Annotated in this window: 9 protein-coding genes; all 9 read right to left on the bottom strand. The window is 35.8% G+C overall.

What is annotated here, in order from left to right; genetic code table 11:
• Positions 1-4: 4 nt before the first annotated feature.
• Entirely contained in the window at positions 5-1183 is a 1179-nt protein-coding gene (sat, locus tag HMPREF3267_RS11255) for a sulfate adenylyltransferase (protein ID WP_062078174.1), read from the bottom strand.
• Positions 1184-1205: 22 nt separating this feature from the next.
• Positions 1206-2105 (bottom strand): sulfite exporter TauE/SafE family protein, encoded by a 900-nt coding sequence (locus tag HMPREF3267_RS11250; RefSeq protein ID WP_002460596.1) that lies wholly within the window; start codon positions 2103-2105, stop codon positions 1206-1208.
• Positions 2106-2122: 17 nt separating this feature from the next.
• A complete protein-coding gene (locus HMPREF3267_RS11245) occupies positions 2123-2734 on the bottom strand; it encodes an NAD(P)-binding protein (RefSeq protein ID WP_062078176.1) in 612 nt (203 codons plus the stop codon).
• A gap of 20 nt (positions 2735-2754) precedes the next feature.
• The gene (gene cobA / locus HMPREF3267_RS11240) at positions 2755-3534 is read right to left on the bottom strand and encodes a uroporphyrinogen-III C-methyltransferase (protein WP_002460598.1); all 780 of its coding nucleotides are present in this window, start codon (positions 3532-3534) and stop codon (positions 2755-2757) included.
• Between the two features lie 23 nt (positions 3535-3557).
• Positions 3558-5276 carry an assimilatory sulfite reductase (NADPH) hemoprotein subunit gene (cysI, locus tag HMPREF3267_RS11235; RefSeq protein WP_062078178.1) on the bottom strand — a complete coding sequence of 573 codons (1719 nt, stop codon included), beginning with the start codon at positions 5274-5276 and terminating at the stop codon, positions 3558-3560.
• A gap of 20 nt (positions 5277-5296) precedes the next feature.
• Positions 5297-7141, bottom strand: coding sequence for an assimilatory sulfite reductase (NADPH) flavoprotein subunit (locus tag HMPREF3267_RS11230; protein WP_070823899.1), 1845 nt, complete (start codon positions 7139-7141; stop codon positions 5297-5299).
• A 132-nt stretch (positions 7142-7273) separates the two neighbouring features.
• Positions 7274-8005, bottom strand: coding sequence for a phosphoadenylyl-sulfate reductase (locus HMPREF3267_RS11225; protein ID WP_002478529.1), 732 nt, complete (start codon positions 8003-8005; stop codon positions 7274-7276).
• A 315-nt stretch (positions 8006-8320) separates the two neighbouring features.
• Positions 8321-14719 (bottom strand): SdrD B-like domain-containing protein, encoded by a 6399-nt coding sequence (locus tag HMPREF3267_RS11220; RefSeq protein ID WP_070823898.1) that lies wholly within the window; start codon positions 14717-14719, stop codon positions 8321-8323.
• Positions 14720-15135: 416 nt separating this feature from the next.
• Positions 15136-15917 (bottom strand): putative Ig domain-containing protein (locus HMPREF3267_RS11215; protein ID WP_141758230.1); only part of this gene is annotated, 782 nt, incomplete at its 5' end.

The following is a 15917-nucleotide window of genomic DNA, read 5'->3' as shown; positions in this document are numbered from 1 at the left end:
CACCTTAATGTTGTTGTAACCCTTTGATTAATACTTCAGCAACTTCTGGTCGTGAAAATTTGGTTGGTAATGCTTCTCCATTGCGTAATTTTTCTCTGACTTTTGTACCACTTAAATGAACATGTTGTGTCACATCATGTGGACATGTTTTAGCCGTAGCCATATTGCCACATGCCTCGCAATAAAACGCATGCTCGAATTTTAAAATTTGAATATCTAATTCATCTTCAAATTGAGAAATAAATTGTTGGGCTTCATATGTACCATAATAATCGCCAACACCAGCATGATCACGTCCAACAATAAAATGTGTACATCCATAATTTTTGCGTACAATAGCATGTAAAACTGCTTCTTTTGGCCCTGCATAACGCATTGCTGCTGGATAAATAACTAATCGAGCACGGTTTTTAGGATAATAATGTTTTAGTATCGTTTCGTAACTTTCCATACGTACATCTGCTGGAATATCATCTGCTTTTGTTTCACCTACCAATGGATTTAATAATAAGCCATCTACAATTTCTAAAGCAGATTTTTGAATATATTCATGTGCGCGGTGCACTGGATTTCTTGTTTGGAAACCGACAACCGTCTTCCAACCTAAATCATGAAAAAGCTGACGTGTTTCGTGCGGATCTAAATGGTAATCCGCAAATTTATCATGCTGTGGACGCTTTAATAATTGAATTGGTCCCGCTAGATATACGTTTCCTTTGTCATAAACTTTCTTCACACCAGGATGTTTTACATCGGTCGTACCATAAACAAGCTGAGCCTCTCTTTTCTTATCATACGTGTACTTTTCGGTAAGCTTTAAAGTGCCATATAGTGCTCCATCTTCACCATATAAAGCAATATGATCACCAATTTCAAGCTTTGATGCAACATCTTCTGTAACTGGTAATGTAATAGGAATACTCCATACTGAACCATCTGTTAAATGCGTCTTTTCAATAACTTGATTATAATCTTCTTGCCCCATAAAACCAGTTAAGGGGCTAAATCCGCCAATAGCAATTAATTCTAAGTCTGAAATTGCCCATGGATTTAATGTAATTGCTTTATACGATTGTGCTGCTTGACTCAACTGTGTTCGTTCTATACCTTCAACGACTCGATTAATAAGTACGCCACCATGTGGTTTGATTGTATAATGAAGTATATCTTTTGAGACTGACATAAAACAAAACTCCTTTATCCAATTAATTATATTTGTTTACTCGGTTTTTCTTGTAAGAAAAAGATAACAATCTGTTGCGAATGGCAACAAAAATGATAAGTACTAAAATACTACAAATAATTGCGAATCTTATGACATTTATGATTGTGCTATTGTCGACAAAATAACTTAATAAAGCATTACTATTGGTAAAAATAATCAAACCACCTACGCATATCGCTAATATATTAATGGGCAATATTTTTGTTAAGTATGCTGAAATAGGTGCAGCAGCCATGCCACCAATACTTAATGCAACAACAAGCCACCAATTAATTTGTGTTATCCCTAAAAATAAAATAAATGATAGCGATGTGGCTAATGTTACGAAAAATTCACTGGCTGATACGGTACCAATCGCATAACGAGGTTGTATCTTTTTACTAGATAATAATATGGGTGTGTTGACTGGTCCCCAGCCACCGCCACCAATCGCATCTAATAAACCAGCAATCGCACCTTGTGGAATTAATTTCCAGCCACTTAATTGACCAACATGTTCATGTGTTTCATGCTGACGACGAAATAAAAATTGATATAAAATATAAAATCCCATTGCTAATAAAAATATTGCAATATATGGCTTAATAACACTACTGTGAATATGTGTTAAAAATGCCGCGCCTAAAAATCCAAAGATTGCACCTGGAATTGCTAACTTTAACATGGTCGATCGATGGACATTATCAAACTTCCAATGCGATGTTCCTGACGCTGCTGTTGTTGCTATTTCAGAAAAGTGAACCGTTGCTGACACAATCGCTGGTGTAATACCATATGTTAATAAAATGGAGGACGATGACGCACCGAACCCCATGCCTAATGATCCATCTACAAGTTGGGCCAAAAATCCAGCTAATGCAAAAATCAACAATTTTTTCATAAATTAAGTGCCCCCTATTATTCAGCTTGTGCTTGGAGCCATCGTAAAAATGCTTGTTGCTTATCAAGATCTAAATAGTCGTCAGAGACGATCTTTGCCAATAATGCTTGTCGATAAGATGGCTCAATATTTATTCGTTTGAGCGTCTGTCTACATTGATATAAAAATTCAACGTATTGCTCATAGCGTTCATCATACGTGTGGCTAAGTTGTTCAATTATTTGTATCCCTAACTTTGGACTTGCGCCTTGCGTGGCTACGCTTAGTGTTAATTTACCTCTTTTTAATATATTAGGAATAGTGACATTGCCAGACGTTGCATCTTCAGCATTATTGAATAAACAGCCTGTAGGTACCAGCGCTTTAACTTGTTGATTAACAGCCTTATTATTTGTCGCAGCAACGACTAAAAATGCACCTGCTATATCAGCGGCGTCAAATTCTTTTTGATGCCAGGTGATTTGTCCAGCATTTATTAAATCTTCTAATGACGAATGAACTTGAGGACTAATGATATGAATATCTTGGCAGTAGTCGATAAAATTGGAAGCTCGTCTGGCAGCAACTTGCCCACCTCCGACAATTACAATGCGTTGTCCTGCTAAATCAACCATAAGTGGCATATTCATATCTTTATCCTCCTGTTAATTTATTTAGAATTCACTTGTGAATAGTCCATTCTCATCTGTTCAGTTTGTTCCGTAAACCATTGAATTTTATCATGCATCTGTACGACTTGACCAATTACAATCATAGCTGGATTTTTAATATTTTTAGCTACTTCTGTTATTGTACTCAATGTGCCAGTGACCGTTTGTTGATATGCTGTTGTACCTAAGTGGATTAATGCAACAGGGGTATCAATAGGTTTACCGTATTTAATTAATAAACCACAAATTTCAGACAAACGTTTAACACCCATATATATACATAACGTTTCCGGTCCATGTGCGAGATGTTCCCAATAAGCAGCTTTAGTCATTCCTGGCTTATTCACTGCAGTCACAAAAGCGACAGATGAACTAAAATCTCTATGCGTCACTGGAATCCCTGCATAGGCTGGCGCAGCAATTCCTGCTGTAATACCAGGTATAATTTCAAATGCTATATGATGTTGCGCTAATATTTCCGCTTCCTCACCACCACGGCCAAAAACAAAGGGATCTCCACCTTTCAAACGTGTTACTGTATGACCTTTTTTAGCTAAGCTCACAAGCATTTTGTTCGTTTCTGACTGTGGCAACGACTGTCTATTAGGATCCTTTCCGCAATAAAACAATTTTGTACCTGCCGTTGCGTAATCCAAGAGTTCCCTATTGACTAAACGGTCGTATAAAATAACATCCGCTTGTTTAATTGCCTTTAAACCTTTTACTGTAATCAGCTCCGGGTCACCTGGACCCGCACCAACTAAGTAGACTTTCCCCATATTAACACCCTCTTTTTAGCTGATTAGCTATGAAAATCTTGACCAGAATGCACTTCAGCAATAACGCCTGAACGAATGACGAAATCACCGAAATGTTCACCCTCTAAACGTGACTTACCGTAATCCATTAATATTGGTCGCAAACTTGCTAAAATTTGTTGTTCATCAATATTTTCTTTATACAGTTTATTCAAACGTTCTCCTTTGAAACCACCACCTAAATACATATTGTATTTTCCTGGTGCTTTCCCAATAAATGCTATTTCTGCCAATGCCGGACGTGCACAACCATTTGGGCAACCTGTCATACGAATTGTAATGTCTTCTTCACTAACACCTGCTTCATCTAGTAAATCTTCTATTTTACCAATCAATGAAGGTAGGTAGCGTTCTGACTCAGCCATAGCTAAACCACATGTTGGAAATGCAACACAAGCCATAGAGTTACGTCGTAAACCTGAATAGTGTCTACCATCTGTTAATTGATAACGTTCAATAATATCTTGTATATCCTTTTTATGTTCTGGAGACACATTAGCAATAATTAGATTTTGATTGGGTGATAATCTAAAGTCTCCTTGATGTACTTCAGCAATTTCTCGCAAAGCAGTTTTCAATTTATAATCTTCTAAATCTTTAATACGACCATTTTGAATAAACAGCGTAAAATTCCAATTGTGTTCTCCTTGAATCCAACCAAGACGATCACCGTTATGCTCAAATTTAAAGGCTTTTGGTTCTTGAATTTCCCATCCAAGACGTTGATTTAATTCTGTTTTGACTCTCTCAAGTCCTAAACGATCAACTGTATATTTAAAGCGTGCATTTTTTCGGTCTACACGATTACCATAATCACGCTGAATCGTTAAAATCTTTTCACAAACATCGACCACTTCTTCTTTAGGTATATAACCCAGTAAACGCCCGATTTGTGGATAGGTATTTTTATTGCCATGTGTCATACCCATACCACCACCAACTAAGACATTAAATCCTATCAACTCATCATGGTCAACAATAGCTATTAAACCAATATCTTGTGAGTAAACATCAATATCATTGCTTGGCGGTAAAGCAATGCCTATTTTAAACTTACGTGGCAAATATGTTTTACCATACATCGGTTCAACTTCTTCACTTGAATCCAACACCTTTTCACCATCTAACCATATTTCATGATATGCATTGGTTTTCGGTAATAAATGATTACTGATTGCTGCTGCATAATCATTCATTTCTTGATGAAAACGTGATTGATACGGATTAGGATTACACATTGTATTACGATTGACGTCCCCACATGCAGCAATCGTGTCTAGTAATGCATCATTTATATGGCGCATAGATGCTTTTAAATTACGCTTTAAAATGCCATGAAATTGGAATGTTTGGCGTGTTGTTAATTTCATTGTGTGATTACCATATTGATTTGATATGTCATCCATGGCTATCCATTGTTCTGGTGTAGCTGTCCCTCCAGGAAGACGTACACGGATCATAAAGCTATACGCTGGCTCAAGCTTCTGTTTTCGCCGTTCGTCACGCAAATCCCTATCATCTTGTTGATAGCTACCATGAAATTTCAGCAACTTAGTGTCATCATCGGAAATAGCACCAGTTAACGGGTCTGCTAAACCTTGTTCAATCGTGCCACGTAGATAATTACTATCATCTTTGATGTATTCTAATTGATCAAGTTTTTGATTTAATTCTTGCTCAAGTTGCTCATTCGATTTTGCCATTGAATCCCCCTGCCTTTCTTTTAATATACGTCCCGTTGATAACGCTTATCTTTCTTAAGTTGTTTTAAATATGCTTCTGCTTCATCTTGACTAAGTCCCTGTTCTTTTACTAACACATCTTTGATGGCTTGATGCACATCTTTTGCCATGTGTTTTTCATCACCGCAAATATAGATAGATGCTCCTTTTTCTAACCATGCATTAAACTGTGCACTGCGTTCCATAATACGGTGTTGGACATATATTTTGTGGTCTGTATCTCTAGAAAAAGCCACATCCATTTTTTCTAAGTATCCCTCTTTTAACCATGCTTGCCATTCAGTTTGATATAAGAAGTCTGTTGTAAAATGCTGATCTCCAAAGAATAGCCATGTATTACCTTTAAATCCAAGCTCTTCACGTTCTTGCATGCAAGCTCTAAAAGGTGCGACTCCTGTTCCTGGACCAATCATAATAATCGGCGTATCCGCTTCTGTTGGAAACTTAAAATTTGGATTACGTTTTAAGTAAATTGGTACCGTATCTCCTGGCTGAAGACGCTCTGCAAATTGAACTGAACAAACACCTGAGCGATCTCGTCCGTGAGATTGGTATCTCACTGCACCTACCGTAATATGTACTTCATCCGGCGTTGCTTTATAGCTACTTGAGATGGAATATTCTCTTGGTGGCAACTTACGTAAAAGCTGTGACAAGTTTACAGGTAGCAACTCATCCGTTCCAAAATCATTAAGCAAATCAATAAAATCTCTACCATTGATATACTGTTGAACCCATTCATTATCTTGAACTTTGTCGCTCAAGTCATCATTGTCAAATATGACTGCTGCTTGTTGTAGCAATGGCTTCGTTAACTTAGTAATTTCAAAATGACGTGTTAATGCATCGGATAACGTTAATGTATCACCATCTTCAGATACAGGAATCTGTTCTTCTGGATCCCATCCTAATGTTGCGATAAGCAAATCAACGACTTGCGGATCATTTTGTGGTAATACTACAATGCAATCGCCAGGTTCATATTCTTCTCCAAAATTATCTAGCAACAATTCAACATGTCGTGTTTCTTTATTTGAACCTTTGCCATTTAAATTAATATTATCCAAAATTTCTGCTTCATATGGATTACTCTTAGAATACTTTCGTTCTTTAGCTGCTTTAATTGATTCACTTATAACTTGTTCACTTTCTGTACCTCTTGACTCAGTATCAATGGCTTTAATGACGTTAGCCATCCATTTTTCCGCATCTTCGTCATAATCAATGTCACAATCAATACGTTCATATAAATGTTCTGCGCCTAATTCAGCTAGTTTTTTATCAAAATCTTTACCTGTTTGGCAGAAAAATTCATAAGTTTGATCTCCTAAAGCTAGGACTGAAAATCTAACACCTTCTAACTTAGGTGCCTTTCTACTATGCAAGAATTCATGAAATTCTAGCGCATTATCTGGCGGGTCACCTTCTCCATGTGTCGATGTGACAATAAATAAATCTTCTACTTTCTTAAGTTCTTTTGTTTTGAATGTGTCCATACTACTTATTACAACGTTATGACCAAGATTCGTTAGACGTTCGCTAAAAATTTCAGCTACACCTTGCGCATTCCCTGTTTCTGAACCATAAAGTACCGTAATACTGCGCTGTGTTGGTTCTATCTCCGGTTCATTGCTTTGAATAACTGCTTCAGCTTTTGTTGAGAGTTGTTCACTTTGAACCGATGAATTGGTTTGTATTGTCTGTTGATTGGCAATTAAATAGCCACTAAGCCATACCTTTTGTTCAGGTGTTAACGTAGCAATAACTTCACTAAGTTGTTTGGCTTGTTCTGCAGTAAATGGACTGTTTGTTACACTTAAACTCAATCGTTCCACCTCTTATCAATAATTACTATTTTATTTATCTACCCTTCTATTATGAAATAACCGTGTATAACTTTCCAATGCTAATTTTATTTAAAATTCATATCAGAATAATAAGAATAAGTAGTAAAATTTTTATGGCTTATCTGCTACGTGTAAGCCACATTCTGTTTTGGAAAAGCTCGACCATCTTCCTGCACGGGAATCATCTGAATCAAACACTGGAGAAGTACAAGGAATACATCCAATACTTGGGTAATGCTGATCATGTAAAGCATTGTAAGGTAAATGATTATCATTGATATAGTCCCAAACTTCTTCTTCCGTCCAATAAATCAAAGGACAAATTTTTATTGATTTAAAACGTTCATCTTTATTAATGAAATTCGTGTGTGCTCTTGTTGGGGATTGAGCTCGTCTTAATCCAGAAATCCAAGCTACTGCGCCAGATAAAACTTCTTCTAGTGGTTTAATTTTTCGTATATAACAACATTGGTTGGGATTTGCTTTCCATAGTGCGGGTTGATATTTTTCTGCTTGTTCTTCAAGTGTGAGGTCTGGTTTCTTCATTTCGATACGTAATTGAGGAAAACGTTGTTTTACATCTTCTATTAAATCGTATGTTTCTTGAAAATGTAAATCTGTGTCTAAAAATACGATTTGGGCATCAGGTTTAATCTGACTAATAATATGAATGAGCACCATGCTTTCCGCACCAAAACTACATGCATACACGATTGACTCACCATATGTGTCATACGCCCACTTTAAAATGTCATATGCGCCTTTTGTTCCTTCATCTAGTGTTAGCTTTTCTATAAAAGGGTCCTCAGAAAATACATCGTAAGTTATTTTAGGTACTGACATCGTATTGTGATCCCCCCTCCATTTTTGCAACAATACAGTTAATACCTATCTGAATTGTCAGAATTATATGCTAATACTTTAACGATATTTATAACTAAAGTCAAGCTTATCTCTAATATTTATTTGTAATTATTTAAAATATTTCTATATCTAAATAGATATGACTTCTCTCTTAAAAACGAACTGAACTCATTTTATAAAAAAACAGGCATGGGATAAAAGATTTTCAACCTTTAGTTTCCCATACCTGTTTGATTACTTCAGAAACTTCTATACTATAACGAATCTCATATAATTAACGCTATTTAATGATTGTTATTGATGATGTTTACGACGTCTTGCTAAGAACAATATTGTTCCTGAAATTGCAAATAATGATCCAAAGAATGGAGCTTGATAACCATTGTCATCAACAGCACCTGTTGCTGGCAATTCTTGCTGTTTTTTATCATTGTTTGATTGTGTCGTATCATGAACTTGCTGTAAATGACTCGTTGTTTTATAGTTCACATGTTTCATTGTTCTAGTATGAACTGATTTGTTCGGTTTGCTTGGCTTGCCTGGTTCGCTTGGTTTGTTTGGCTCACTCGGTTTGTTTGGTTCATTTGGTTTGCCTGGTTCGCTTGGCTTGCCGGGCTCATTTGGTTTGTTTGGCTCATTCGGTTTGTTTGGCTCACATTTACAAATACAAGTTGTTCCATCTTTGAAGACAAAGACAATGTTGCCTTCAACGTTAACATAAATATTTGTGATATTAGATGTATTGTATATGTTTTGACGACTTACTTCTTTGCCATTACCATCTTTAACAATAATCGTGATGCCAATTTGCTTACCATTTTCGTCTTTAATTGGCTGTTGTTCAATGCTTGGTGTTTTACCATCTTTGCCGTCTTTGCCATTTACAATAACTTGGCGACTGATTTCTTTACCATCACCGTCTTTAACAATGATAACAACACCAACTTGATTTCCTTTTTCATCTTTAACTGGTTGTTGTTCAATGCTTGGTGTTTTACCGTCTTGGCCATCTTCAATAAAGGTTTGACTAATTAATTTGCCACGGCTACCGTCTGAATTCATTTCATAGATATAGATGTAAGAACCAGATTTACCATCTTTTGTACCACGTTCTGTTATGGCAGTAATTGATTTACCATCTACACCATTTTTACCGTCCTTGCCATCTACACCATTTTTACCGTCCTTGCCATCTTGACCTTTTTCACCGTTATAAATATTTTGACGACTGATTTCTTTACCATCGCCATCTTTAATGATCACAGTAATACCAATTTGTTTTCCGTCTTTATTTAAAATTGGTTGCTGCTCCACATGTGGAGCCTTACCATCTCTGCCATCACGTCCATCTTGACCATTTAAAATCGTTTGACGACTGATTTCTTTGCCATCACCATCTTTAATGATCACAATGATACCGTTTTGTTTGCCTTCTTTGTCTAAAGAAGGTACTTGCTCTATCGTTGGGGTCTTACCGTCTTGACCATTGTGAATATCTTGACGACTGATTTCTTTGCCATTTCCATCTTTAATGATCACAGTAGTGCCGATTTGTTTACCATTTTTATCTAAAATTGGCTGTTGTTCAATAGATGGTGTTTTGCCATCTTTACCGTCTTGGCCATCACGCCCATTGTAGATATCTTGACGACTAATTTCTTTGCCATTTCCATCTTTGACAATTACTGTCACACCAACTTGTTTTCCGTTTTTATCCAAAATCGGAAGTTGCTCAATTGTTGGGGTCTTACCATCTTGGCCATTTTTACCTTTTTGACCATCAGCAATAAAGGTTTCACTGATTAATTTGCCACGTGTACCATCTGGATTGGTTAGATAAATTCGGACGTACGCTCCAGTTTGACCATCTTTATCTCCACGTGTAGTTTCGGCAGTTACTGACTTACCATCTTGACCATCAACACCATCTCGACCTTTTTCGCCATCAGCGATAAATGTTTCACTAATCAATTTACCACGTGTACCATCTGGGTTCATTTCATAAATTCTAATGTATGAACCTTTATGGCCATCTTGAGTACCACGTTCTGTAATTGCAGTTACAGATTTACCGTCTTGACCATTAGCACCTTTTTGACCATCTTGACCATTTAGAATTTTTTGACGACTAATCTCTTTACCGTCTCCATCTTTGATAATGATAGTTACACCGATTTGTTTTCCGTCTTTATCACGAATAGGCTGTTGCTCGATTGTTGGTGTTTTACCGTCTTTGCCATCAACACCGTTTTTACCGTCAGCACCTTTTTGACCATCAGCAACGAACGTTTCGCTAATTAACTTACCACGTGTGCCATCTGGATTTACTTCATACACACGTATCCATGAACCTGTCTGATTATTTTGTTCTCCACGTGCCGTTACTGCAGTAATAGATTTACCATCTTGGCCATTCGTCACTGTTTGACGCCCAATTTCTTTACCATCACCATCGCGTGTAATAATAGTTACACCGATTTGCTTTCCATCTTTATCTAATGCTGGCATTGTTTCAACTGTTGGTGTTTGACCATCCTTACCAGGAGTACCATTTTTACCATCTTGGCCATTTAGAATGTTTTGACGACTGATTTCTTTACCGTCTCCATCTTTGATAATAATTGTGACTCCGATTTGCTTTCCATCTTTATCTTGAATGGCTTGTTGTTCTACAGATGGCGTCTTACCCTTTTCACCTTTTGCACCGTCTTTGCCATTTAAAATATTCTCTTTACTAACGACGTTCCCATCACCATCTGTCACCGTGATTGTTACACCTATTTGGTTACCAGAACTGTCACGTATTGGAGTTTGTTCGATTTTTGGTGTCTTACCGTCTTCGCCTTTTTCACCTTTTGCGCCATTTTTAATAAACGTCTCACTGATAAGTTGGCCTTTAGTGCCATCAGGATTCAACTCATAAACGCGAATCCATGCACCAGTGTTTCCATCAGCATCTGTACCAGGACGTGTTTCCGCTGTTATAGATTTTCCATTCATGCCATTTTGTCCATCCTTACCATTCTGACCATCTGAGATAAAGGTTTCACTGATGAGCTTGCCACGACTACCGTCTGGATTTCTTTCATATGTTCTAACATATGCGCCTGTTTGATCATTTTGTCTACCACGTTCTGTAATGGTTGTCACAGATGTTCCATTTTGTCCATCTTTACCATTTAAAATATCTTGATGTGAAACTTCTTGACCATCTGGACTTAGAATAGTAATCGTCGTTCCGATAATCTTACCCTTTTCATCTTTTATAGGCGTTTGTTGGATTGATGGTGAACGTCCATCTTTACCATCTTGGCCTTTCACACCATCTTTGATGAATGTTTCAGAAATCATTGTGCCGCGACTACCATCTGGATTGACCTCATAGATTCTAATATATGCGCCTTCTTGACCATCTTTTATACCACGTTCTGTATTTGCAATAACTGACTTACCATCTTGACCATTCTGACCATCTCGACCTGCAGCGCCTGTATCTCCTTTTTCGCCCTTGTCGCCCTTGTCACCCTTCGTTCCTGGGTCTCCTTTTTCGCCTTTTTCACCTGGATTTCCTTTTGCTCCATCTTGACCATTAAGTACTTTTTGCGTATTTATTACTTTACCATCACCATCTTTAACAGTGATTGTAACCCCAATTTGTTTACCTGAGCTATCGGTAATTGGTGTTTGCTCAATTTTAGGTGTTTTACCATCTTCACCTTTTTTACCGTCGACACCATCTTTACCTTTAGGAATCGTAATAGTTGTACCATCACTAAATTCCACAATAGTATCTCCATTTTGATTAATATAACTATTATTTATTGTTAATCCTTTAGGCTGTTGACCTGGTAGTTCCTTTGTTGAACCGTCTTGATATGTCACAGTATACGTATTTGTTGTTGGATTATACGTTATATTTTTAACACCTGTGTTATTATCCAAGTTATATTCAAAAATAGCATCTTGTGACTGGTATATATGATCTCGGCGTACTTCTTCAAAATAATAGCCGTCTATTTGCAGTAATTTTGAAGCATCTTTCCCAGTCAAATCTGGATGATAGCCTAATTGTTTATAATATACACGATCACGACCATCTTTACCTTGTTGTGCAAGTTGGATTGTATTCTTAGGTAACTTAGTGTTAACACGAACAGTATTTTCATAACTTTTATCTTCTACTGTAATTTCATAGTCATCTAATTTAGGTGCATCCGGCTTGTATAAACCTAAATCATTAGAATAATCATTTTCAGTTAATTGAATTGGTACTTCATCGCCATTAGAATCTTTAGTTACATCTGTACCTACTTTTGATGGTGATAATGTATAACCATCAGGTGTAATAAATTGAACTGTATAGTTACCAGATTCTAATTCGTAAAAGCCATATTTGCCATTTTTGTCGGTTACAGTAGTTGCAATTGTACGTCCCTGTTCATTTTTCAATAATACAGTTACGCCGGCAAGTCCTTTTTCTCCGTCATCTTGAATGCCATTTTTATTCGTATCATTCCAAACGAAGTCTCCGATGTTATAAACAGATTTATAAAATCCGGCATCAACTGTCATGTTGTCATCATCTTGAATTGTAGCTTTAGCAACATATTTGCCATTGACTAATTGTGCATCTGAATCGACTGCATCATTGTTACTTTGATCTGCTTTGGTTAACGAATATCCTCCATTAGGAGTTGAATATTCTAAAGTGTACTCTCCATTTTTTAAATTTTTAAACTTATAGTTGCCGTTCTCATCCGTTGTCACTCTGTCAATTTCATTTCCGTTAGCATCTTTTAAAGTAACATAAACGTTAGGTATGCCTTCTTCTCCTATATCTTGAATGCCATTTCGATTTTTGTCATTCCAGACAGTGTCGCCAAGTGAATATTTACCTGTTTGTTGACCACTACCAGTTGAATTGTCTCCAGCAGCACCTTGTGTAGTACTTGCCGCCCAAATTGTTGGATTATTTTTATCATCGTTAGTTATTGAAAACGTTGAACTTAAGTTACCATTGTCAGTTGTAGGTTCTACTTTTTCAGCAATAATATAACGTGTTTTACCGTCTAAATTTCCTAAAGAAACATTTACAGTTGAGCGATTATTATCATATGTAATTGTTTTTGATGATGTAACATCTGTTACTTTACTTGAAGTTAAATCGGGTGCGAAACTGTTGACCATTGCTGAAGGATCATTCACTTTATAAACTTTTATTGCATCTGTGCCATCTATGAGTTTTCCATTCATTGTTGTACTATGATATTTCACATTTTTATATGTTTTGCCTGGCTCATTAATATAAATGATTCGATACTGTTGGTTTGTTTTTGGATCTCTGTAAAGCGTTGATGCATTTAAAGGGTTATTCTTATTATCACCATAATCAACAATAATATTTTTATTGAAAGAAACATTTCCAATTTTTACGTCCATATTATATGATCCTTTATCATTGATGGCATTCTCTCGTTTAGCAGTTGCAGCTATTTTAAAAGATCCCTGAATATTATCATATTGGTCAACGTAATTTGTAAACGTGTAGGTTGTTTTATTCGTGTTACTATCATATTTACCTTTAGCTATAATTGCACCATTTGCATCTCTTAATTCTGTGTCCGATGATGGTAACGAAAATCCTCCAGGTCTAATATATTGTCCATAGCCTATCGTAAATGTATCTCCACTTTTAACGCTATTGTCAACGGTATAATCTGCTTTTAAAGATAAAATATCTCCAGAAGTCACCCATAATTCACGTTGACCACTAGCATTTGTATGTGCAGTTCTACCTTCCACTGCTATATCTATATTTGAAAATTTAATTTTGTCACTCACATCTTTACCTGTTGGTGTAGCTGCCGCTAATGTTCTTACTCTATAATTACTACTCAATGCACGCGTTGTTGGAGATGTTGAAGCAGCTGCAGTTACAGGAGTTGCAGGAGTTCTAACACCATAGTCAGGGTTTGTAATGTCTGCTTTTAAGGTTTCTGCCACAATTGTATTATCTAAATCTCGTTTAGAACGTGGCTTAAAAGCTTTCTTAGTAACTAGTGAAGCTTTAACTTGTTCTTTCGTTTGATGGTTCACGCCAATTTGGCTCAATTTTTTATCAGCATATTGTACATGTGTCTCATTCGTATTGGTGGATACAGCTTGGTTTGTAGCTGATGCATTTTGAGCAGCTGTTACTAACTTTTCTGAACTTTCTTGTTGTTGAATTGTCGATTTATGATTTTGATGTTGTCTAGCTTCTTTTTCTGTTGATTTGTTAGCAGTATCTTTATGCGAGACATTGTTTTGATTTGATGTTTGTAAATCTTTTGCATGCAGTGATTGATTTTCTGTTATCTGCTGGTTTGTTGAAGATGGATTTTCAGTGTGATCTATCGTTGTTTTATCTTGAGTGCTTGGTGACGTGGCGTTAGTTTGAGAAGAAACATTATTATTTGTTGTTTGTTCTGTGGTTACTGTTGTATCAGCTTGAGAACTTTCTTGTTCATCGCTATGGTTTTGAGATATGGATTGTTGTTTTTCAGCTGCTTCAGCTTCATGATGCCCTAAGAAAAGTGTGGCACCTACTAATATTGAAGCTGTACCTACTGTAAATTTTCTGATTGAATATTTGTTTAGTTTGTTTGGGATAAAATCCATGCGTTGTGACGAGTTTCTCTTTCTGTTAGTCATTCACTGACCTCCTATAGTTGGTTAAAATAGTTGTCATTGCATATCAAACTCTATTTTATTTCCTAGATGTATATGAGAATTTTGATATATAGTACAAAATAATTATAATAATACATTTTAATCTATATAATTAGAGTAATAATACAATGATATATGAATTATAACAGATTTATCACTATTTAATATTACGCATTTTAATTATATTAAATGTTTTTTAATCATAATTTCTCTTAAATATTCTTTTCAAGTACAAAATGTATATTAATAGGTAATTTTTATTTTCGTTAATTTTATTAAAAGTATTTTTTTATATATAATAGGTTCGTACATAATTCACACCATTTTTACCACGAAAAATAGCCTCAAAAGCTAGGACTAAAGCGCTAACTTTTGAGACTATAAGATTGCTAATTTAATTATTTTTCTTCATCATTCTTCCGACGTTTAAATAGTAACAATATTCCCCCTATCATAGCTAAAACAGTTGCTACTATGCCTGTAGAACTTTTACTGTTGTTACCTGTATCTGGTAAAACATAAATATCATTATCTTTATCACGTTCAACTATGCGATAAGACTCTTTATGCATTTTATGGGCACCTGAAACCCATATTGTATAATTACCAGGATTATTAATATTTACAGTCTTAGTAAGTTCTGATGGTAAATCAATAATCACATGTTTAGATGAATTCGTTTTACCATGAATGGCTATCCCATTTTTATGGCTATTGTCAATTACGGGTTTCTCAGGGTCATCAATATGAGAATTTTTACCAGGTTTTTTATTATTATCATCGTTAATTACTTCTATAACAAAATGAACATCGGCTTGATTAGAGTTACTATCAATTACAGTTACTATAATATCGTATCTTCCAGGTTCTTTTGGTATACCACTAATAGTAAGCGTTTCTGATTTGAATTCAAGCCCTTTAGGCAATCCACTTACGCTTATAATTGTTGAACCTAATCCACCAGTTATAATAATCTTAACATCTTTAATATGGGTATTGATTTTGACAATTTGATTTGGAATAGGCTGAATTTCTAACTTATCTTCATCTATAACGTTTATAATAAATTTCGTTTCGACACTATTGCCATCGGCGTCAGTGCTTATCACCACGATTGGATAAGTACCGACTTTCGTCGCTACACCACTTATTATGTTTGTTCTAGAATCAAACGTTACTC

Origin of the sequence: Staphylococcus sp. HMSC62D11 (assembly GCF_001839145.1) — a bacterium.
Classification (GTDB): domain Bacteria; phylum Bacillota; class Bacilli; order Staphylococcales; family Staphylococcaceae; genus Staphylococcus; species Staphylococcus lugdunensis.
Note: the sequence above shows the minus strand (reverse complement) of the source record. Positions and strands in the feature narration are given on the sequence as shown.

Bases quoted from the DNA above. Each gene is read 5' to 3' on its own strand.
- HMPREF3267_RS11220 (WP_070823898.1), bottom strand. From the start codon at position 14,719: ATGACTAACAGAAAGAGAAACTCGTCACAACGCATGGATTTTATCCCA.
- HMPREF3267_RS11245 (WP_062078176.1), bottom strand. From the start codon at position 2,734: ATGAATATGCCACTTATGGTTGATTTAGCAGGACAACGCATTGTAATT.
- cysI (WP_062078178.1), bottom strand. From the start codon at position 5,276: ATGGCAAAATCGAATGAGCAACTTGAGCAAGAATTAAATCAAAAACTT.
- HMPREF3267_RS11250 (WP_002460596.1), bottom strand. From the start codon at position 2,105: ATGAAAAAATTGTTGATTTTTGCATTAGCTGGATTTTTGGCCCAACTT.
- cobA (WP_002460598.1), bottom strand. From the start codon at position 3,534: ATGGGGAAAGTCTACTTAGTTGGTGCGGGTCCAGGTGACCCGGAGCTG.
- HMPREF3267_RS11225 (WP_002478529.1), bottom strand. From the start codon at position 8,005: ATGTCAGTACCTAAAATAACTTACGATGTATTTTCTGAGGACCCTTTT.
- sat (WP_062078174.1), bottom strand. From the start codon at position 1,183: ATGTCAGTCTCAAAAGATATACTTCATTATACAATCAAACCACATGGT.